At 68.6% G+C, this 20,356-nt stretch carries 16 protein-coding genes; 8 read left to right on the forward strand and 8 right to left on the reverse strand.

Annotated elements, in window-relative coordinates; translation table 11 throughout:
* Positions 1–89: 89 nt before the first annotated feature.
* Complete coding sequence (locus tag QHF84_RS41795; protein WP_281319212.1) at positions 90–635, reverse strand: gamma carbonic anhydrase family protein; 546 nt, start codon at positions 633–635, stop codon at positions 90–92.
* Positions 636–648: 13 nt separating this feature from the next.
* Positions 649–2,121 (reverse strand): tRNA (N6-isopentenyl adenosine(37)-C2)-methylthiotransferase MiaB, encoded by a 1,473-nt coding sequence (gene miaB / locus QHF84_RS41800; RefSeq protein WP_281319158.1) that lies wholly within the window; start codon positions 2,119–2,121, stop codon positions 649–651.
* A 217-nt stretch (positions 2,122–2,338) separates the two neighbouring features.
* Here miaB and QHF84_RS41805 point away from each other — a divergent pair, with 217 nt between their 5' ends.
* The 4 genes from QHF84_RS41805 to QHF84_RS41820 all read left to right on the forward strand — a co-directional run bounded on the left by QHF84_RS41805 (position 2,339) and on the right by QHF84_RS41820 (position 11,149).
* A complete protein-coding gene (locus QHF84_RS41805; RefSeq protein WP_281319159.1) occupies positions 2,339–4,156 on the forward strand; it encodes a long-chain fatty acid--CoA ligase in 1,818 nt (605 codons plus the stop codon).
* Between the two features lie 57 nt (positions 4,157–4,213).
* Entirely contained in the window at positions 4,214–4,963 is a 750-nt protein-coding gene (locus QHF84_RS41810) for an AgmX/PglI C-terminal domain-containing protein (RefSeq protein WP_281319160.1), read from the forward strand.
* Between the two features lie 458 nt (positions 4,964–5,421).
* Positions 5,422–7,713 carry a sodium/proton-translocating pyrophosphatase gene (locus tag QHF84_RS41815; protein ID WP_281319161.1) on the forward strand — a complete coding sequence of 764 codons (2,292 nt, stop codon included), beginning with the start codon at positions 5,422–5,424 and terminating at the stop codon, positions 7,711–7,713.
* A gap of 106 nt (positions 7,714–7,819) precedes the next feature.
* Complete coding sequence (locus QHF84_RS41820; protein WP_281319162.1) at positions 7,820–11,149, forward strand: SNF2-related protein; 3,330 nt, start codon at positions 7,820–7,822, stop codon at positions 11,147–11,149.
* Positions 11,150–11,211: 62 nt separating this feature from the next.
* Here the strand turns inward: QHF84_RS41820 and QHF84_RS41825 are convergent, their stop codons facing one another.
* From QHF84_RS41825 to QHF84_RS41835, 3 genes are read right to left on the reverse strand one after another with little or no spacing between them, the layout of a single operon-like run.
* Positions 11,212–11,883 (reverse strand): biopolymer transporter ExbD, encoded by a 672-nt coding sequence (locus QHF84_RS41825; RefSeq protein WP_281319163.1) that lies wholly within the window; start codon positions 11,881–11,883, stop codon positions 11,212–11,214.
* The gene (locus QHF84_RS41830; RefSeq protein ID WP_281319164.1) at positions 11,880–12,443 is read right to left on the reverse strand and encodes a biopolymer transporter ExbD; all 564 of its coding nucleotides are present in this window, start codon (positions 12,441–12,443) and stop codon (positions 11,880–11,882) included. The genes QHF84_RS41825 and QHF84_RS41830 overlap by 4 nt, the downstream gene beginning before the upstream one ends.
* A 10-nt stretch (positions 12,444–12,453) precedes the next feature.
* Positions 12,454–13,110, reverse strand: coding sequence for a MotA/TolQ/ExbB proton channel family protein (locus QHF84_RS41835; protein ID WP_281319165.1), 657 nt, complete (start codon positions 13,108–13,110; stop codon positions 12,454–12,456).
* Positions 13,111–13,891: 781 nt separating this feature from the next.
* Between QHF84_RS41835 and QHF84_RS41840 the strand changes: the two genes are divergently transcribed.
* The 4 genes from QHF84_RS41840 (at position 13,892) to QHF84_RS41855 (ending at position 17,048) form a co-directional block, all read left to right on the forward strand.
* Positions 13,892–14,554: a MotA/TolQ/ExbB proton channel family protein gene (locus tag QHF84_RS41840; RefSeq protein WP_281319166.1), complete on the forward strand. Its 663-nt coding sequence runs from the start codon at positions 13,892–13,894 to the stop codon at positions 14,552–14,554.
* 289 nt (positions 14,555–14,843) lie between these two features.
* Positions 14,844–15,401, forward strand: coding sequence for a biopolymer transporter ExbD (locus QHF84_RS41845; protein ID WP_281319167.1), 558 nt, complete (start codon positions 14,844–14,846; stop codon positions 15,399–15,401).
* Positions 15,402–15,417: 16 nt separating this feature from the next.
* Entirely contained in the window at positions 15,418–16,005 is a 588-nt protein-coding gene (locus tag QHF84_RS41850; protein WP_281319168.1) for a biopolymer transporter ExbD, read from the forward strand.
* 89 nt (positions 16,006–16,094) lie between these two features.
* Positions 16,095–17,048: a hypothetical protein gene (locus QHF84_RS41855; protein WP_281319169.1), complete on the forward strand. Its 954-nt coding sequence runs from the start codon at positions 16,095–16,097 to the stop codon at positions 17,046–17,048.
* Between the two features lie 11 nt (positions 17,049–17,059).
* On the opposite strand, the gene QHF84_RS41860 is transcribed toward QHF84_RS41855, so the two are convergent.
* The 3 genes from QHF84_RS41860 to QHF84_RS41870 are packed head-to-tail and all read right to left on the reverse strand — an operon-like array spanning position 17,060 to position 20,312.
* On the reverse strand, positions 17,060–18,322 hold the full coding sequence (locus QHF84_RS41860) for a DUF4147 domain-containing protein (protein ID WP_281319170.1): 1,263 nt from the start codon (positions 18,320–18,322) through the stop codon (positions 17,060–17,062).
* Positions 18,319–18,978 (reverse strand): hypothetical protein, encoded by a 660-nt coding sequence (locus QHF84_RS41865; protein ID WP_281319171.1) that lies wholly within the window; start codon positions 18,976–18,978, stop codon positions 18,319–18,321. Before QHF84_RS41865 ends, QHF84_RS41860 begins: the two co-directional genes overlap by 4 nt.
* Positions 18,975–20,312: an HD domain-containing protein gene (locus tag QHF84_RS41870; RefSeq protein WP_281319172.1), complete on the reverse strand. Its 1,338-nt coding sequence runs from the start codon at positions 20,310–20,312 to the stop codon at positions 18,975–18,977. Before QHF84_RS41870 ends, QHF84_RS41865 begins: the two co-directional genes overlap by 4 nt.
* Positions 20,313–20,356 lie beyond the last annotated feature (44 nt).

Raw genomic sequence — 20,356 nt, forward strand, 5'->3', positions numbered from 1 at the left:
AGCGATGGAGGAAGATCACGCATGGCGTGACCAAGAACGCCCGCGGGGAGGGCGTACGTTCCGTGGGCAGATCGCCCCCGCGAGGGGCGTTATTCGCGCTCCTCGCCCCCGAGGCTCGGCGTCTCCGCGCAGATCCCGCGGTACCGCTGCGCATTCACCACGTAATGGGAGGCGCCGGCGATGCCGAGCTTCGCCTCCTCGTCGGTCACCTCGCGGACGACCTTCGCGGGGCTGCCCTTCACCATGGATCGCGGCGGAATCACCATGCGCGGCGGCACGAGCGCGCCGGCCGCGATGACCGAGCCCGCGCCGATCACGGCGTTGTCGAGGATGATGCTGCCCATGCCGATGAGGCAGCCGTCTTCGACCGTGCAGCCGTGCAGGATCGCCCCGTGGCCGATCGTGACGTCCGCGCCGATCGTCGTCTTCGAGACGCCGTCCGTGAGGTGCAAACAAGCGAGGTCCTGCACGTTCGTGCGAGGGCCGATGCGGATCGGGCCGATGTCGCCGCGCAGGACGGCGCCGAACCACACGCTCGCCTCGTCGGCGAGCTCGACGTCGCCCACGAGCGTCGCGTTCGGCGCGAGGAAGACGCCCCGTCCGAGCCGCGGCGAATGATCGCCGTAAGGAAGCACGAGCGCCAAGCGCCTACCCTCCCCCCATGGCCACGATCGGAAGGGAACGCCGCTCGCCAGCAGCACGGGGCTTCGGCGCCTCCACGGTCGCCGCGGGGAGCGGCTTCGCCGACGCGCGCGCCTCGTCCGAGAGCTCGGCCTGGAGCGAGTGCTTGTTCGCGCGCGTGATCACGACCTCGACGATCGTCCCACGCAGATCGAGCGCCTCGGCCCCGGTGACGTGCACGATCTCGTTGCGCTCGGTGCGGCCCGACCAGGCCTCCGTGCCCTCCTTGCCCGCGCCCTCGACGAGCACGCGCTGCCGGCTGCCGACGAGCCGTTGCAAATGCGCCCCGAGGAGCTCTTCGCTCACCTCGAACAGCCGCGCGAGCCGCTCGCTCTTCTCGGCCTCGGGCACGTCGTCCGCGAGCTTGCGGGCCGGCGTGTACGGCCGCTGTGAATATTTGAACCCAAACAGTCCACGGAAGCCCACCTCCCGCACGAGCGAGAGCGTGGCGGCGAAGTCGTCCTCGGTCTCGCCCGGGAAGCCGACGATGATGTCGGTCGAGAGCGAGAGATCGGGCAGCCGCGCGACGAGCGAGCCCACCCGCGCGACGTACTCGGCCCGCGTGTAGCGCCGGATCATGCGCTTCAAGATGCGATCGCTCCCGGACTGAACGGGTAGGTGCACGTGCCGGGCGAGGACCGAGAGCTCCACGTGCGCCTCGATGAGCGAGGGCGTGAGGTGTCGCGGGTGCGGGCTCGTGTACCGGAGCCGCGCGAGGCCGGGGACCTCGGCCGCGATGCGCCGCAAGAGCGCGGCGAACTCGCTCTCGTCCGGATCGTCGGGCGAGGCGCCGGGCGCGCGCGGGAGCTCGCTGCTCGGATCCCGGTAGCTGTTCACGGTCTGCCCGAGCAGCGTGACCTCGCGGACCCCTGCCGAAACGAGCCCCGCGATCTCCGCGACGATCTCCGCGCTCGGCCGGTACCGCTCGGGCCCCCGCGTATACGGCACGATGCAGAAGGAGCAGCGCTCGTTGCAGCCCTTCATGATGGTCACGTATGCCGTGGGCGCACTCGCCGCGACGGAATGCGCTGTCAAGAAGCGCGGGGCTTCGAGGTCGAACACCGTCCGCACGAGCGGCGGGGCGCCGAGGCCGATGTCGTCGAGCAGGCGCGGCAATTCCGGGATGTTGTCGGGGCCGAGGACGAGGTCGATGCCTTGGCTCCGCGTGAGCAGGCGCTCGCCCTCCTGCTGGGCCACGCACCCGGCCACCACGAGGACCATCTCGGGATGCGTCCGTTTCCACTTCGCGAGGCGGCCGACCTCGCTGAGCAGCTTCTGTTCGGCCTTCTCCCGGACGCTGCAGGTGTTCAGCACGACCACGTCGGCGTCCCGCGGATCGTCCGATTCCGTATAACCGGCGCGCCGAAGGACCTCGTGCATCCGTTCGGAGTCGTGGACGTTCATCTGGCATCCGAACGTCGTGATGGCGTAGCGAGGCATGGCGCCGCTCATGTAACAAAACGGCGGAGGGGCGGCCAGCACGCGGACGCGCTTCTTGCCGCCGTGGCTGTTGCATGGGGCGAGAGGAGCCGCGATGATGGCGGCCGGCGCGGGAAAAAGGCGCTCATCGGTCGTCGTCCAAGCCGCGCGAGGACGCTTGCGAGCACGGCGGACGTGCACGACAACACGGCCATCAGGGACCGACCAAGGAGAGGACATGTCGTCGGCGAAATTCGAGACACTCGTGGACCTGTTCGAGCGCTCCGTCAAACAGTTCAAGAACAAGGATCTGTTCGGCGTGAAGAAGGACGGCCGGTGGGTGTGGACCACCTACGGCGAGGTGGGCAAGCTCGTCGACGACTTCCGCGCGGGCCTCGCATCGCTCGGCGTCAAGCGCGGCGACAACGTCGCCATCATCTCGAACAACCGCATCGAGTGGGCCGTCGCGGCCTACGCGTGTTACGGGCTCGGCGCGGCGCTCGTGCCGATGTACGAGGCGCAGCTCCCGAAGGAGTGGGCCTTCATCGTGAACGACTGCTCGGCCGTCGCGCTCATCACGGCGACCGAGGAGATCTACCAGAAGGCCCAGGAGATCCCGGAGAAGGCGCCCTCGCTCAAGCACATCATCGGCCTCACGCGGCCGAAGAGCGAGCCGACGTCCTACGCCGCGCTGCTCGAAGCCGGCGCGAAGAGCCCGGTCCCGGCCATCAAGCCGACGCCCGCCGACACGGCGTGTCTCATCTACACCTCGGGCACGACGGGCAACCCCAAGGGCGTGATCCTGTCGCACGGCAACGTCGCCTCGAACATCAACGCCGTGCACGAGATCCTGCCGCTCGTCACCGACGACCGGAGCCTCTCGTTCCTCCCCTGGGCGCACTCGTTCGGCCACACGTGCGAGCTACACGCGCTGCTCTCGCTCGGCGGCGCGATGGCCCTCGCCGAGGGCGTCGACAAGATCATCGCGAACCTGGCGGAGGTCGAGCCGACGATGCTCTGCAGCGTCCCGCGCATCTTCAACCGCATCTACGACGGCGTGAACAAGCAGATGGCCGGCAAGCCGAAGCCCATCCAGGCCCTCTTCAAGGCCGGCATCCGCGCGGCCACGAAGAAACGCAAGGAGGGCGCAGGCTCGCTCTCGATCGGCGAGAAGATCCAGCTCGCCCTCGCCGACAAGCTCGTCTTCTCGAAGATCCGCGCGAAGTTCGGCGGCCGCATGAAGTACGCCTTCAGCGGCGGCGCGGCGCTGTCTCGCGAGGTCGCCGAGTTCATCGACGCGCTCGGCATCACGGTCTACGAGGGCTACGGCCTGACGGAGACGAGCCCGATCGCCACGGCGAACCGCCCCGGCGCGCACCGCATCGGCAGCGTCGGCAAGGCGATCCCGCACGTGAAGATCGTCATCGACAAGGAAGCCTCGGGCGACCCGAAGCACGGCGAGATCGTGATCCACGGGCCGAACATCATGCAGGGCTACCACAACCGCGACGAGGAGAACAAAGCGGTCTTCACCGAGGATCGAGGCTTCCGCACAGGCGACCTCGGCTACCTCGACGACGAGGGCTACCTCTACATCACGGGCCGCATCAAGGAGCAGTACAAGCTCGAGAACGGCAAGTACGTCTCGCCCGCGCCGCTGGAAGAGCAGCTCAAGCTCTCGCCCTACATCCTCAACGCGATGGTCTACGGCGACAACCGCCTCTACAACGTCGCACTCGTGGCCATCGACGTCGAAGCCGTGAAGACGTGGGCGCAAGGCCAGGGCCTGTCGTTCGAGAGCGACGCCGCGATGTGCGAAAACGCGCGCGTGAAGGAGCTCGTGATGGACGAGATCCACAAGTACTCGGCCGAGTGGAAGGGCTTCGAGAAGATCCAGAAGGTCACGCTCACGAGCGAGGACTTCACCACGCAAAACGGCCTGCTCACGCCCTCGCTCAAGGTGAAGCGGCGCGTGGTGTGGCAGCGCTACGGCCAGCAGATCGAGGCCCTCTACGCCGAGGGCAAGTCCAAGGGGCAAGACGCGACGGCCGCGTGAAGCCTCCCTCGGGCGTCGCTCGTTGACGCCCAGCATCCCCCCTTCTACCCTCGCCTCATGCTCAACCAGGCTCGCGTGGCGGCACTCGCAACAGCGGCGTGGCTCGTGGGCGGCTGCGCGAGCAGCGCCGCGCGCTCCGCAGGCCCCGAGCCCGTCGTGGTGGTCGGCGACGGGGTCAAGGCCAAGGCCACGGACAAACCCATCACGAACGATCGGACCGCGACCCTCGTGAAGGATCCCGAGGACGCCGCCGAATTCGGAATGATCGGCGCGCTCCAAGGCCCGGGGGACAATCTCCCCCCAGCCTTCGGCTCGGAAGGCGGCATCGTCGGAGGCGTCATCGGAAGTGCCAGCGGGTTCGGTGGCCTCGGCCTGAGCGGGGTCGGAATCGGCGGCGGCGGGACGGGCGAGAGCATCGGCATCGGCACGCTCGGCGCCATCGGGCACGGCAGCGGCTACGGCTACGGCTCGAGCCGCCCCCACGAGCGCGTAAAAGCCCGCATCGAGGCCGCCACGATCACAGGTCCACTCACCGACGACGTCGTGCAGCGCATCCTCGCCGATCACCGCGACGACGTGCAGGACTGCTACCTGCTCGAGTCGAAGCGCGGCAGCCACGTCCGAGGCCGCATGACGCTCTCCTTCACGATCGACGCCACGGGCCGCGTAGACGAAGTGTGGGTCCCCGAGTCGACATTCTGGTCGCGCGAGCTCACGAGCTGCGTCGCGCAGGTCGCAGGCACCTTCCGCTTCCCCGCCCCGCCCGGGGGCGCGCAGGTGAAGGTACTCGTGCCCGTCGCGTTCTGAGGCGGGGCGTTGCCCCGCACCCCAGCAGGGGGCTGTCCGCCCCCTGCACCCCGGACCAGGCACGGCCTGGACCGAACGCGGAGAAACTGCGCGATGCGCAGTTTCTCCGACGGGCCCGTGGCAAGACCACGAGGGTTCGTCTCACACGGCGACGGGGGGTTGCCCATCGAGCCGTCAGCGCTGCTGTCTTGGCTGGCTAGCCCGTCGCTGGTCTTGCCACTGGCTGTTCGATGAACTGCGCATCGCGCAGTTCATCGACCTCGAGTCCAGCGCTTGCGCTGGTCCGGGTCCAGGGGTGGACAACCCCTGGTCGGGGTCCGGGGTGAAACCCCGGCGCTGCGCTGCGGGCTTGCTCTGACGCGCGCATCGCGGTAGTGGACCTCCCCGCGGCCCGCCTTCCCAGCGGGATGGGGTTCGTGTCGACGAACCCACGGGCGAATGGCTGCGATCACCTTCTCATGACTGAGCTCGCGCTCATCCTTGGCATCAGCCTGCTCGGCATCGGGTTCGCGGGGTATCTCGCGCGCTGGGTGCTTGGTTGCCCTACGGGTGAGGGGGACATGCCGCGTGTTGCTGCTCGGGTTCGGGCTGCTGCGGTGTTCTTCACGAAGCGCTTGCGCGGCACCATCCTTGCGGTCTCGGCTGTGCCTGGCGGCGGTATCTTCCTCGCTTATGGGCTTGCTCGGCAGAAGCCTGAGGCGCAGGCGTTTCCGCCGCTCGAGCTTGGGGCTTGGCTCACGCTCTCCTTCTCGCTTGGCGTTGGCTCGGCTGTTGCGGCGGCGCAGGTTGCTTCCTGGATCGCCTCGCGTGCGAACGTGCGTGCTGCGAGTGGTGCTCGGCGCTCGCTCGATCATGCGCTCCAGATTGCCATCCGGGGTGGGGCTGTCTCGGGGCTGTTTTCTGTCTCGCTCGGGCTTGTTGGGCTCGTTGGGCTCTTTGCTGCGGTCTTTGCGCAGAAGGGTGGGTTCTCGGCGGAGCCTGGCATGGCGCTGAAGCTTGCTCCTTCGATCCCGCTCGTCATTGCTGGTTATGCGCTTGGGGGCGCGTTTGCTGCGCTCATCGCCGAGCTTGGCGGTGGTGCGTTTGCGAAGAGCGCGGACATGGGCGCTGATCTTGCGGGCAAGGAGCTTGGCTTGCCCGAGGATGATGCTCGGAATCCGGCCACCATCGCGGATCTTGCGGGGGATTGCGCGGGGGAGGGGGCGGGCAAGGCTGCGGCTTCGTTTGCGTCCACCGTGGCGGAGAACCTTGGCGCGATGTTGCTCGCGGCTGCTGTCTTCCGCCAGAACGAGGGCATCCCGAGTGTCCTCTCGATCATGCTGTTCCCCGTCGTCACGCGCGCCTTTGGTGTGCTCGCTGCGATGTTCGGGGTGATGGTCGTGCGCACGGATGACCGCGAGGATCCGATGAATGCGCTCGCCCGGGGCCTCTTCGTGACGGCGCTCCTCGGGGCGGTGGGCACGGCGGGCGCGGCGAAGTGGCTGCTCGGCAAGCACTGGCTTCCGCTCTTCGGCGCGGCTGCCGTCGGCATGGCTGCCGGGATTCTCTTGCTCTTCGTGGCGCAGTACTACACGGAGAGCCGGTATCGTCCCGTTCGTGAGATCGCCGAGGCTGCGCGTGTCGGCCCGCCGCTCGCGCTCCTCCGCGGGGCTTCGGTGGGCCTCGAGGGCGCGCTTGCTCCGCTCGTGATCCTTGGCGCGGCTGTGGCGTCGGCGCATGTGCTCGGCGCGCGCACGGGCCTCGAAGGCGGCGGCGCGCTTGGCATCGCCGTGGCCACGATGGGGCTGCTCGGCACGGCTGCCTACACGCTCGCGATGGCTGGCTTCGCGCCGATCATCGACAGCGCCGGCGGGATCGTCGAGATGACGATCGGGCGCGAGCGCCCGGATGTTCGGGGGCGGACCTTGGTCCTCGATGCTGTCGGCAACACGGCGAAGGCCTTCACGCAGGCGCAGGCGGGCGCGGCGGCGCTGCTCGCGACTTCGATGCTCGTGTCGGTTTGGCTGGATGAGGCCAAGCGGCGGCTGCCCGCGGGCAAACCGGCTGCGGCGGCTGCGAATGCGCTCGCGGTGGGCCGGCCGGAGGTGTACCTCGGCGCGGCTGTCGGCATCGTCCTGGTCGTATGGTTCGCCTCGCGGTGCATCGGCGGCGTGTCGCGTGCGGCCAGGCGCATGCTCGAGGAGGCGCGCCGGCAGATCAACGCGCCCTCGTCGCTCGGGACGAGCACGGCGTGGACGCCGCCGCATCCGCGCGCTTCGCGGTCGAGCCAGTCTTCGGCTCCTGCGACGCGGGGCGGGCTTGGGGCGCCCGACCTGGACGCCTGCGTGGAGCTCGGCAGCCGCGCTGCGCTCGGCCATGCGATCACGCCGGCCCTGGTCGCCGCCTCGGTGCCGATCGCGGTGGGACTGGGCTTGCGCTTCGCCGGAACGGAAGATAATCCTCTAGCCGTTGCCGACGCGGTCGCCGCCTTGATCCTGGCCGCGACGATCGCAGGCGTCCTTGGCGCGCTCCTGCTCGGCAATGCGGGGGGCGCTTGGGACAACGCGAAGAAGTACATCGTGACCGGGGCGCACGGCGGGCGGTACCTCGTCGACGAGACCGGCGCGCGGGTCGACAACCCGACGTACATCGCGGCGGCCTTCGGTGACACGGTCGGCGATCCGCTGAAGGACGCCGCCGGGCCCGCGATCCACGTGCTCGTGAAAATGCTTCCCGTGGTCACGATCGTCTTTTTGCCGTTCTTCGTCTAGGCCGCGCCAGAAGGCGCGAACCACCACCCGATCGACGCGCCCGCTCGCCGCGGGACAAACCCCCCCATCCAACGTGCCGCCTCCGATCACCGACGCACTCTCCACCTTGAGCGACCGCGGGCTGCGCCGTTTGCTCGGCGCACGTACCTTCCTACGCGGACTCGAATACTTCCGAAGGCGCGTCGTCGAGGACATCGACGTCCAGGAGATGAGCGCGAGCGGCGTCGTCCGCGCGAGCGACTCCGAGCCGTACCCGGTGAAGGTCGAGCTCACGCCGGACGGCATCAAGTCGTACTGCTCGTGCCCGACGTTCTCGAAGGGGGGCCAGCACTGCAAGCACGTCGCCGCGCTGCTCATCACGCTGCGGGATCAGGCCCGCGGCTCGCAGCCGAGGCCGGGCCCGGTGCCCGCCCCGATGATGCCGCAGACCGCGCACGCAGGCGGTGATGCGCTCAAGCGCGTACGAAGGCGCGATCGCCAGCGCGGCTCGCAGCCGCCGCTCGGTAGCCCCGGCCCGGGCGCCCCGATGGGGCACATGGGCGCAAGCGAGAGGACCTCGATGGCCGCGATGGGACCGCCCGGCTCGTCCGTGATCACAGCGCCGCAGCAAGACGCGACGGCGAAACAAACCGGCATCGGCGCGTGGCTGCCGCCCGAGGGGCTCGGCGGCTCGCGGCGCGTGGAGTTCCGCCTGCACGTCCGTCAGGGCGCGCTCACGGTCACGGTGCTCGACGCCGACGCGCGCGTGCCGATCCTGCCCTCGACGGCGCTCGCCTGGCAGGCGCTCTATCCGACGCCGGATCGTGATGCTCTGCGCCTCCTCGCCCGCTTCGAGAGCGGCAATCCGCGGCACCCCGCGGTCGACGTGCGCGGCGAGGACGTCTCCGAGCTTTTGCCCTTGCTCGAAGGCCAGCGCGTGCTGCTCGAGCCCGCGCTCATGCAGCTCCGTTTCGCCGAGGAGCCGCTGCGCCCGCGCTTCGACCTCGAGACGGTCGGCGGCGACACGATCATCGTGAAGGCGAGCTTCGAGCGGCCGACGGACAAGCGCCGCTTCTCGCTGCTCCAGGGCGGCTGGTTCGAGGGCTGGCCCGGCTGGCACGTCGACACGCAGGAGGGCATCGCGCGGCGCCTCGACAAACGCGTCTCGCCGGCTGCGATGCGCAGGCTCTTGCGCTCGCCCACGATCGGCGAGCCGATGCGTGACCTCGTGCGCCTGATCATGCAGGGCTTGCCGAAGGTCGCGCTGGAGGTCGGCGCGGAGCTGCCGGATCTCGCGCAGATCGCGGATGTCGTGGATCTGCCGCCGACGTTCCGCATGCGCGCGGGCGGCTCGCTCGTCGAGGCGCACGTGCAGCTCTACGCCGCGTACGGCGAGGAGGAAGTGCAGGTCCGCGCCGACGGCATCTCGCCGCCCGTGCTCGTGCAGCCGCCCGAGGAGGGCATGAAGCGGGCGCGGTGCGTGCGCGTCGACATCGCGGCGCAGCAGGAGGCGGCGGCGCGGCTGCTCGGCCTCGGCCTCAAGCCCGACGAGACGGGCCAGGAGTTCGTGGCGAACGGCGATGCGGCCATCCGCTTCTGGAGCGACGGCCTCGCGGAGCTGCCGGAGGACTGGGATCTCTTCGTCCCCGAGGATCTCGTCGACACGCAGGTCCGGCACAAGCCGCTCGGCGTCTTCGCCAAGGTCACGAGCGGGATGGATTGGCTCAACGTCAGGCTCACGTTCGAGAGCGAGGGCATCTCCGTCGATCGCGACGAATTGCGCCGCTGTCTCGCCGAGGGCAAGCGCTACGTGCGCCTGGAAGACGGCTCGTTCGCGCCGCTCGATCCGGACACGATCCGCGCCATGCTCGACCGCGAGATCGAGCTCATGACCGCGGCCGGCCGCACCGGAAAGCTGCCGCTCGCGCACGCGGGCCGCATCCAGGAGCTGCTCTCGCAGGTGAGCGGATCGAGCGTGGCGCAGGGCGCGCGCGAGCTCTTCCACAAGCTCTCCAGCATCGAGGAGATCGAGAGCGCGAAGAAGCCGCGTGCGCTCAAGGCGACGCTGCGCCCCTACCAGGAGGCCGGCCTCTCGTGGCTCAAGTTCATCCACGACATCGGCTCCGGCGGCGTGCTCGCGGACGACATGGGCCTCGGCAAGACGGTGCAGACGATCGCGCTGCTCCTCAGCGTCAAGCAGGAGGAGAAGCACGTCAAAGCGCTGATCGTGGCCCCGACGAGCGTCGTGACGAACTGGGAGCGTGAGCTCGTCCGGTTCGCGCCGACGCTGCGGGTGGCGCTCTGGCACGGCGCGGATCGCAAGGACCAGATCGAGGAGGTCCAGGAGGCCGAGGTCATCATCACGAGCTACGCGCTGCTCCGCCGCGACGAGGAGTTCCTCGCGAAGCTCGACCTCACCTACGCGATCCTCGACGAGGCGCAGCACATCAAGAACCCGCTCTCCGCGACCGCGGCGGCCGCGAAGCGCCTCAAGGCGCGCCGGAGGCTCGCGCTCACGGGTACGCCGATCGAGAACCGGCTCTCCGAGATCTGGTCGATCTTCGACTTCGTCTCACCGGGCCTGCTCGGCACGCTCGACAAGTTCGAGGCGCGCCTGGCACGCCCGATCGAGGCCGGCGACTACAAGACCGCGCAGCGCCTGCGCTCGATCATCCACCCCTTCATCCTGCGTCGCACGAAGCAGGAGGTCGCCAAGGATCTGCCCGAGAAGATCGAGACCGATCAGATCTGCGATCTCACGGGCGATCAGCGGTCGATCTACATGCAGGTGGCGCGCGAGGTGCGGGCCCAGGTGCTCGGCGAGGTGGAGCGCGTCGGCATCGCCAAGAGCCAGCTCCAGATCCTCGCGGGCCTCACGCGGCTGCGCCAGGCGGCCTGCGATCCGCGGCTCCTCGGCCTCCCGCGCGAGTTCTCGGACGAGGACTCGGGCAAGCTCGTGGCCTTGCGCGAGCTCATCGCGAACGCGGTCGAGGGCGGCCACAAGGTGCTCGTCTTCAGCCAGTTCGTGATGATGCTGAAGATCATCGAGCGGGCGATGAAGGAGGACGGCGTGGCCTACGAGTACCTCGACGGCTCGACGAAGGATCGCGCGGAGCGCGTGGAGCGCTTCCAGAGCGATCCGACCGTGCCGGTCTTCCTGATCAGCCTGAAGGCTGGCGGAACGGGCCTCAACCTGACGGCGGCGGACACGGTCATCCACTTCGATCCGTGGTGGAACCCGGCCGTGGAGCAGCAGGCGACGGATCGCGCGCACCGCATCGGACAAACCCGCGTCGTGACGGCTTACCGCCTCGTCGCGGAGGGCACGATCGAGGAGAAGATCCTGCAGCTCAAGGCGAAGAAGCGCGAGCTCGTGGCCTCGGTCCTCAGCGAGGACCAGGGCGGCGCGAAGAAGCTCACGAAGGCCGACGTCGAAGAGCTGTTCGCGGTGGATTGAGCCCGGCCCTCGGGGGGGGGCAGGGAAGAGGGCCCGTGCGCCGCATCTTGCGGCTGCGGGCCCTACTTCTTTCCGCTCAGCGCGATCAGGTGGTACTTGCCGAATTCGCTCTGGCCGAGGGTGTAGAGCACCTCGATGAGCAGCCGGTAGGGCGTGGTCTTGTCGGCGGCGACACGCGCCTCGGATGTGGACGGGTCGAGGCCCTTGGCTGCGCGGACGGCTTTGTCGACCTCGCGCGCGTGCTGGAGCGCGTTTGCGAGGGGCACGATGTAGAGATCGTTCGGGCCGCTGCGCTTGTGTTTGGCTTCGATGCCCGACTGCGCGAGCTGCTCTCGGCTTGGCAAGGTCACGACGGGCATGGCCTCGTCGCCGACCAGGATTTGCGTCTTCGAGACGACGACGAGCACGCCCTCGTCGCTCGGCTCGCCGACCATCACGGTTTGGGGCAGGCGTAGATCGTCCGACTGCGGGATTGCGCCGGCCGACGAGGCGAGGCTCTTCAGCAAGAAGACCAGGATGATGGTCATCAGGTCGAGCATCGCCGTGATGTTGAGGAAGTCGATCTCGGGCTCGCGCGCGTTCTTGCGCTTCGCCTTTCGAAGGGCTGCCTTGTACTTGACGATGCTGCCCTTCTGGGCCTGCGGAGGCCGTGGGCGCTGGTTCGGGGCGGGGCGGGGCGCGTTCGGTCCGCTGTCTTGCCCGGCGTCCTGATCGAAGGTCTCTTCGTTGCTCATCGCGCCACCCCGAAGTGCACTTGCGGGAAGAGCTGCTCTTCGCCGTCTTTCCGGAGCGCATCCATCGTGTCGTAGATCGTCCCGTACTCGACGCCCGGGTTCGCGGTGATCGTCACCTGCGTCTCCTCCTTGAACTCGGGGGCTGCGTTCTTGAGCCTCTTGGCGCACGAGGTGACGGCTGCGAAGTCGTGCACCCCGCTCTCGCGCATCGGGATCGTGATGCCGGCGCCGATGCCCTGACAGCCTGGGGCGATGTTGCCGCTCGAGGTCTTGAGCGAGATGCCCTGCGTCGTGATGAACGCCGAGAGGTTCAGCGCCTTGCTCGCCACGTCGCTCCGACCCTTGCCGCCGATCGCGGGCGGGTTCGACTCGACCGAGACGAGGAAGGTGACCGAGACGCTGGCGAGCACGAACATCATCACGTTCGTGATGATGTCGAGGAAGGGCACGATGTTGAGCTCACCTGCCTCCTCGCCCGGCTCCGGGTCTTTCGGCTGGGAAAGCCGCCGGATGCGCGATTTCTGCGAGGCGCTGAGCGGAGCGTCGTGGGTCTCGGCCATGGGCGACGCTCTAGAAGTTCGGCTTGGCGATCGTCAGCAGGTTGAAGACGCGCTCCGTGGTCGACTCCAGATCGTGCTGGATGTTCTTCGACCGCGTGTGGAGCAGGACGTGCGCGATCATGCAGAGCACGGCGATGCCGAGGCCGAAGGCCGTGTTGTACATGGCCTCCGCGATGCCGTTCGAGAGCATCTGCTGCTTGACCGCGGCGGAGAGGCCGGGGGCCGAGATCGAGGCGAAGGTCTTGATGAGACCGCTGACGGTGCCGATGAGGCCGATCAGCGTGGCGATGTTCGCGAGGGACCAGAGGAGCGCGACGCGCTTCTCGACGGCGGGCTTGAGCTCGGAGAGCTTCTCGCTGAGGGCGGCGTCGATCTCGTCGGCGCCTTTGCTGGCCTGGGTGAGGCCGGCCTTGACGAGCTGCAGGATCGGGTAATCGCCGGCGTCGCAGAGCTTGATGGCGCGGTCGATGTTGCCTGCGACCACGAGCTTCTTGATCTGGGCGAAGAACTCCTTGGAGTTCACGCGGTAGCGATCGAGCTGGAAGTAGGCGCGCTCGATGATGACCGTCACCACGATCGCCGAGACGACGAGGTTCATCACGAGGAACGTGGGGTTCTCCTTGATGGCCCCCCACATCCCGACCTCTCCTCCTTCGGACGCCAACATGAACAGGTGACGCATCCTCGCAGTCCCTTTCTCCCTACCAAGTCACCAAGAGCGCCCCGCGCCGTGGTTATGCCCCACGCGCAAAAGTCGCGTTGGGGCGCGACTATAGCCGTCGCTTGATCTCCCAGGCAAGCGACAGACGGGGCGTGTGAGCGGAGCCGCGGCCGAACCGTGACGTGGGCTGCTTGGGCTTCGTCCGATGAGGCTGGATCCTTCCAAGTTCGTGGCGAACGTGCGGTGTTTACCGTGTAGCTCGCGCGATCTCGACCAAATGTTGCTTGACGAGAGAGGGTCTGAATCGCGAAGATGCCGGTCGCCTGGGCGATGAAGCTTCAACGTGGGCCGATTCGCGCTGGGTCGACGGAGACGACGATCCTCGGATACCGGCCATTTGCCCCGTTCGGATGCGGGCGGGTAGACTGGCCCCGGAACACGAGCTCGTGCGAGATCACGGGGTCTCGTGCTCCATCCGGGATCACCGCTTACGAAGAGACCCGAGACGGAACGAAGCCAAACACCCTACTTGCGTTGGGGCGCGCGGCTCGGCTAGCGTCCTGGTTCGTTTGGATGGCTTGGCCGAAGTCGTACCCTCCCCAGCGATGCAACGAAGCGGAAATCACGCGGAGAGCAACGAGCGGGGCGCGGGGCGCGAGGCCGCGACGGCCAGCGCGATCGCACGAAGACCGTCGCAGTAACTGCCGCATTCGATCCGGAATGGCTTTCATGTAGAGTGCGACACCTCGGCCCGAGCGGACGCGAGGCAAGCTGGAGGACCTGACAAATGCACGCAGCGTACGAGCACTTCAAAGAAGGTGGATGGGGCATGTGGCCCATCTTGTTCTGGTCGATCCTGACGATCGGCATCATCGTGGAGCGCTCCATCTATCTGTTCGGCGCGTCGATCAACAAGGACGTCTTCCTGGCCACGATGCAGAAGTGCATCCTCGCGGGTGACGTGGCCAAGGCCGTCAAGATGTGCTCCGCCGCCAACGCGCCGCTCGCCCGCATCGTGCAGGCTGGCCTCGTGAAGGTGAACCGCCCCGACGAAGAGGTTCAGGCTGCGATGGACGAGGCCGCGCTCCGCGAGCTTCCGCGCCTCAGCAAGAACACGCCGTACCTCGGCCTCCTCGCGAACCTCGCGATGCTCTCGGGCCTCCTCGGCACCGTGACGGGTCTCATCATGGCGTTCGGCTCCGTCTCCGGTGAGTCGATCGATCCGAGCCAGAAGGCGCGCGTTCTCGCGGCCGGCATCTCGGAGGCCATGAACTGCACGGCGTTCGGTCTCGCCGTCGCGATCATCGGCCTCATCGGCTTCGCCATTCTGAACGGCAAGACGCAGCAGCTCGAGGACGACATCAACGAGGCGAGCGTGATGGTGCTCAACCTCGTCGTGTCGAACCGCCAGAAGGTGAACGTCGCGGCCGTGGGCCAGGCGGCTGCCTGATTCCACGGGGTTCGGGGCTCAGGACGCCGAGGGCGATCCGGGCCCCGAGCTTCGGGGGTTCGGGGCTCAGGACGCCAAAGGCGATCCGGGCCCCGAGTGTCGTCAGAGGGCGGCGCTCGCGCCCGCGCCGCCCCCTCCGTGATCTCGGGAGGAACTTTCACCCAGATCCGTTGTCGTACGAAGGGCAAGGCCCTGCCCACGAGGGCGGGCACCAATAGCGTGTACGGGGACGCGTCATGTGTCCCCATCGCAGGAAGCTCGCGAGGGCGAGCATCGCAGGAGGCAGCCCATGGGTGGCGTAGACGTAGGCGGCGAGGGCGGCAAAAAGAGACCGACCAACACCGAAATCAACATGGTCCCCTTCATCGACCTGTTGATGTGCACGATCGCGTTCCTCTTGATCACCGCTGTGTGGGTCACGAACTCGCGCATGAATGCGGATGCGCAGGTGCCCGGGCCGCCGAACCCCGACAAGGAGCTCACGCCGCAGACGCCCGAGAAGGTGCTGAATCTGCACATCGGCGAGAGCGATTTCGCGCTCGTGTGGAAGCAGGGCGCGACCGTCGTGAGCGAGGTGCGTGTCCCCAAGCCGCCGCCGAGCGACAGCGCCGTGATCCGGTATTCGGACCTCGCGAAGAAGATCGAGGCCGAGTGGAATAGCAACGGCAGCCATCGCGATCCGAGCGACAAGAAGCTCGATCAGGCGATCATGCACACCGACAACCGCACTCCCTTCAAGGAGATCGTCGCGGTGCTCGACGCGCTTTACGCGACGAAGCGCAAGGTGAAGCTCCCCGATGGGGACAAGGACCTGCCGGTCTTCAACATGACGTTCTCCGTCCGCTGAGCAAGGGAGACCTGAGATGGGTGGCCACGCCAAACCTCCGTCCAAACATCACAACCCGCACGCCCACGTCATCCACCAGCCTGGCCGGCGGTTGATGCACCACGTCCCGCTGAAGTTCGTGTGGAACAAGGTGGCGGGGCACGGCAGGCGGAGCGGCAACGCTGCGCTGAACCTGGTCAGCTTCATCGACTTCTTGATCACCACCGTCATCTTCCTCCTGATGTCCTTCTCGGCGTCCGGTGAGATCACGGTCGACAAGAACGTCAAGCTGCCGAAGGCCGAAAACGTCGAGGACATCATCGATGCGCCGATGGTCGCCGTGAACGGCAACCAGATCCTCGTCGACGGCACGCTCGCCGGCTCGACGCGCGCGATCGAGGAGCTCGGCCGTATGCAGAAGATCGACGAGCTCTTCAACCTGTTGAAGAACAAGCGCGAGCTCTGGAAGCAGGTGCAGCCGAACAAGCCGTTCCCCGGCGTCTGCATCCTCCAGGTCGATCAGAACGTGCCCGCGATCGTCGTGAAGAGCGTCTTCCAGACCGCTGCGTTCGCCGGTTATCCGAACGTCAGCTTCATGGTCGCCAAGCTCCCCAAGAGCGGCTGAAAGCTACACCGATGCCGCCCAGCGCGGATGAACGACCCCGCGGCCTGCCCTCGCTGATCCAGTCCAAGCAGGACCGCGGGGCGGGCCGTATGCGGTGGCCCGCCCCCAAAGTTTGGGCCTGGATCGGCCTCGTGATGGCCGTCACGGTCATCATCCAGTGGAAGTGGTCCCAAGGCCGCCTCGAGAGCGAACGAAGCGGCATCCTCGCCAAACAACGCGCCGTCGTCGCCGAGCTCGGCCCGCGCTGGTTCCCCCTGCGTGACCGGATCGAGCGCTGGACGGTCGACCTCGCGAAGGAACCGGCCCCGGACGTCGTCGAGACGGAGATCCTCAAGGCCTGGAACTTCCGCGACAAACCCGGCATCTACCTCCGCCTCGACGCCGACCAGGCCACGAGCGCCGACGCCATCCGCAAAGCCGCGAACGATTCGTTGCGGGATGGTTTCACCGCCTGCCTGTTCACGGCGGAGAACAAGAACCAGCTCTCCGGCAAGGAATGCAAGCTCACCCGAGATTGCGCCTTCGGCGAGATCTGCAACGAGCTCGATCGCTGCGCGCCGCCCGCGCAACCCTACAACCTGCGCGTCGCGTACCGAGCGATGCGCATCCTCTCCGAGGACTGGGTGCGGGAGGCGCAGGAGACGTCGGGCGAGCTGCGCCTGCGCGCACTGACGAGCTTCTTCGAGGACGCGGTCCGCGACGACATTCCGATCGCGGTCGATCTGCTCACCCGCGCGCAGTACTTCGCCGTCGTCCTCGACGAAACGCCGCCGAACTTCCAGGTGCCCGCGGGCATGTCGAAGTCCGAGGCCTTGCGCGGCGTGCCCCACGCGTCGCGCGTCGGCATCTGGCGGCTCTCGGACAACAAGCTCGTCCTCCGCGTCCGCCGCACGCCCGATGTCGAGCTCAAGATGGCCGGCGCGCAGCTCGACGAGCGCGTCGTGAACGCTCAGCAGCGTCAGGCCTTGAGCTGCGCCCTCGCGAACGCCGTCCGTGACGCGATGGGCGATACCCAGGCGGGTGTCGTCCCTCCCGCGCCGTAAAACGCGCCGCCTCAGTTTTCCGGAAAAACCCGCGCCAGGATGTGCAGATCCGTGAGGTTCTGCCCCGTCGGTCCCGTGTCGATCGCCGTGCCGAGGGCGCGGTGGATCGCGGCGTCGTCGTAGCCAGCGAGCGCCGCGTCGATCCGCTCTGCATCGAAGTCACCCGCGGCGCCGAGGCTCACGACCGCGCCCGCGGCGGAGGAGCTTCCGTCGGTGCCGTCCGAGGCGCCGCAGAGGAGCGCGACACCCGGCGGGAGTTTTTTCATGGCGGCCAGCGCGACCCAGCCGGCGCGTCCGCCGCGTCCACGCACGGGTGGTAAGGCGAGCGTCGGCTCGCAGGCGACGACGAGGGCGCTTCCAGGGGCGAGCGCCGCGGCCTGCACGAGCCGTTTTTCCACGACGTCACGCGCGTCGCCGCCTTCGGGGGGCTCGATCCGGACGGAGAAACCCCGAGCGGAAAGGTTCGCGGCGGCGGCGCGGGCGAAGTCCTCGGGGCCGGCGAGCAGGCGGGCCTCGGTGCGCGTCGAAAAAGGTTGCTCCGTCGTGTCGTCGAGGGAAGGCGCGAGGCGCGCGGCGAGCTCCGCCGGGGCATATCGGGCGAGCGCTGCGCGGGCTTCGGCCGCGGTCGTGGGATCGGGGACCGTGGGGCCGGAGCCGATGTCGTGCAGCGCGCCGCCGACGACGTCGGAGAGGGCGAGCGTCTCGACGAGCGCGGGCGCGGCCGCGACGGCGAGGCGTCCGCCCTTGATGCGCGAGAGGTGGCGGCGGACGAGGTTCACGTCGTGGATGGGCGCGCCGGCTTCGAGGAGCGCGCGGACGACGCGGCGCTCGTCCTCGAGATCGAGCCCGGGCGGAGGCAACACGAGGAGCGCGGAGCTGCCGCCCGAGATCAACGCGAGGACGCGATCGTCGGGGCCGAGGCCGCGTACGTGCGCGAGGGCCGCGTGGGCGGCTGCAAGGCTGCGTTCGTCCGGGACCGGGTGTGCGGCGTGGAGGACGACGGGCGTGCTGCGGAGATCGAGCCCGGTCCAGTCGATGGGGGCGCCGTCGACGGTCACGACGAGCGTGGCTTCGATGGAATCGCCCCAGCGGGAGAGGGCGCCGCGTGCCATCGCGGCGGCCGCTTTGCCGGCGGCGAAGAGCCGCACGCGCGCGCCCTCGGGCGGCCGCGGGGGCAAGGCCTCTGCGACGAGGCGCGCTGGGTCGAGCGCGACCAGGCTTTCGAAAAAGACCTCGGCGAGGAGGCGCCGGAGAGCCGCTTCGGCGGCGCTCATCGCACGAGCCGATCGGCCGGGTCCACGAGGTGCACGGGCACGATGTGCCGCCAGGCGAGCGTGACCGAGAGCAGCGCGCCCTGATCGATCAGGCGGAACGGCGCCGAGTCGGCGAACGCGCCCGGCCGGACGCGGAGCGCGCCGCGCACGCCGAGGACCGGCCCCGTCGCGGTGGCGAAAAACGGAAAGCCGATCCCGACGGAGAACTCGAATCCCGGCTCGGCGCTGAACGCGCCTCCACGCGGGGCCTCCCAGAAGGCGCCCATGCCCAGAGCGAACGAGTCGAGGACGAGGTCGAGGCGCGCAGGACCACGCTCCAGGTTCGTCGCGAAGCGGCCGAGGAAGAGCGGCTCGAGCACCACGCCGGTCGCGATCGATCGCGTGACCGCCGGGCCGTCCGTGCCGAGGGCGTCCGTGTAGTGCACGTAAAAGCCCGCGGACGAGAGGTACAGGAGGGACGCGTGGGCGGCGAGCGCGGGGCCTCCGCGGGCGAAGGCGGCGCCGGCGCCGATGCGCACGTCGAGGTCGCCGTCGAGGCGCCCGTACACGCCGTCGGCCCCATCGTCCTCGGCGCGCGCGGCCGCGGCCGAGCTTGCGAGCGCGAGCAGCACGGCGAGGCCCGCGCCGCGCGCCAAGGAGACGCGCGCGCGGCTCAACGGACGAACGCCTCCCGCATCGCGTCGCGCAGCTCCGGGGCGAAGATCAGCCGGCAGCGGGTGAGCGTCTCGTTGCGCAGACGATCGAGCAAGAATGAAACCTCCGACGGGGGACGAGGCCTGCCCTTGGGGAAGACCACGTGCAGCGAGTCGTCCTCGGCATACGGCGTGTCCGTCGCGACGTCGAGGCCCACGTAGAGGTCCGGATCGAGCCCCCGCTCCGAGGCGATCGCGCGCGCGGCGGCGAGCACCTTCTCTCGCGCCCCGTCGTCGATCGCGCCGAACGCGTGGCTCGTGGATCCCTCGTCCTCTCCGTGCGCCTCGGGCGAGAGCTCGATCGTCTTGAAGAGCGAGCGCGCGCGGAGCCTCCGGCAGAGATCACTCAGCGTCGGGTCCTTCGCCTCCTCCCAGGCGTGGATGGCGCCGAGCAGGACCTGGTCGTCGAGCTCGAGGTACTGATCGAGCGTGGGCACGTCTCCCGCGGCGACGGCGGCGATCGCGGGTGGCAGGACGGGCAGGCGCGTGCCATCCACGACGAGCGCGAGGGCGCGGCGGAGGATCGCTCCGATCATCCACTCGGCCGCGCGCGTCGCTTTGTGGAAATAGACCTGCTGAAACATGAAGTAGCGAGCGAGGAGGAACGACTCGATCGCGACGATGCCCTTTTGCCCGTCGATGGCGAGCGAGGGCGCGTGGTGGCCGGGCGGTCCGCTCGGCTCGCTGAAGCGCAGGCTGCGCAGGAGCCACGGCAGGTCGTAGTCGCCGTAGCGCACGCCGGTCGCGTGTGCGTCGCGCAGGAGGTAGTCGCAGCGGTCGACGTCGAAGGTGCCGCTCACCGCGCGCGCGAGGTACGGCAGCTCGTGCTTGCCTGCGACGAGATCGGCCACGCGGCGCGGCAGGCTCGGATCGTCCTCGGCGAGGATCTGGTGCAGCTCGCATGCCGGGTCGAGCAGGATCCGGGCGGTCCAGGTCTCGTGCTCCACGGCGCCCGGCATCGCAGCTTCGAAGAGGTGCGAGAGTGGTCCGTGCCCGACGTCGTGGAGCAGCGCTGCTGCGATGGCGTCGCGCGCGCGCTCGCTCGTCACGCGTTGCCAGAACGGCAGCTCCCGATCGATCTGCCTGAGCCGCACGAGCAAGAGCTTCATCACGTGCGCGGCGCCGATCGCGTGCGAGAAGCGCGTGTGCTCGGCGCCCGGGTACGCGAGCGAGGTGAGCCCGAGCTGGCGGATGCGCCGGAGCCGTTGCATCTCTCGTGCGCCGAGAAGCCGCGGCACGATCGAGTCTTCTTCACTTTCGAACGCGACGAGCCCATGCACCGGGTCACGCAGAATCACGCATGTCCTCCAGGAATCCATCGTAGTCCCGCGTCACTTGTCCG

Source organism: Polyangium sp. y55x31 (genome assembly GCF_029946505.1).
GTDB lineage: Bacteria > Myxococcota_A > Polyangia > Polyangiales > Polyangiaceae > Polyangium.

Excerpts from the sequence above, each read along its gene's own strand:
- miaB (WP_281319158.1), bottom strand. The coding sequence starts at position 2,121 with ATGCCTCGCTACGCCATCACGACGTTCGGATGCCAGATGAACGTCCAC.
- QHF84_RS41805 (WP_281319159.1), top strand. The coding sequence starts at position 2,339 with ATGTCGTCGGCGAAATTCGAGACACTCGTGGACCTGTTCGAGCGCTCC.
- QHF84_RS41810 (WP_281319160.1), top strand. The coding sequence starts at position 4,214 with ATGCTCAACCAGGCTCGCGTGGCGGCACTCGCAACAGCGGCGTGGCTC.
- QHF84_RS41815 (WP_281319161.1), top strand. The coding sequence starts at position 5,422 with ATGACTGAGCTCGCGCTCATCCTTGGCATCAGCCTGCTCGGCATCGGG.
- QHF84_RS41825 (WP_281319163.1), bottom strand. The coding sequence starts at position 11,883 with ATGAGCAACGAAGAGACCTTCGATCAGGACGCCGGGCAAGACAGCGGA.
- QHF84_RS41830 (WP_281319164.1), bottom strand. The coding sequence starts at position 12,443 with ATGGCCGAGACCCACGACGCTCCGCTCAGCGCCTCGCAGAAATCGCGC.
- QHF84_RS41835 (WP_281319165.1), bottom strand. The coding sequence starts at position 13,110 with ATGTTGGCGTCCGAAGGAGGAGAGGTCGGGATGTGGGGGGCCATCAAG.
- QHF84_RS41840 (WP_281319166.1), top strand. The coding sequence starts at position 13,892 with ATGCACGCAGCGTACGAGCACTTCAAAGAAGGTGGATGGGGCATGTGG.
- QHF84_RS41845 (WP_281319167.1), top strand. The coding sequence starts at position 14,844 with ATGGGTGGCGTAGACGTAGGCGGCGAGGGCGGCAAAAAGAGACCGACC.
- QHF84_RS41850 (WP_281319168.1), top strand. The coding sequence starts at position 15,418 with ATGGGTGGCCACGCCAAACCTCCGTCCAAACATCACAACCCGCACGCC.
- QHF84_RS41855 (WP_281319169.1), top strand. The coding sequence starts at position 16,095 with ATGCGGTGGCCCGCCCCCAAAGTTTGGGCCTGGATCGGCCTCGTGATG.
- QHF84_RS41860 (WP_281319170.1), bottom strand. The coding sequence starts at position 18,322 with ATGAGCGCCGCCGAAGCGGCTCTCCGGCGCCTCCTCGCCGAGGTCTTT.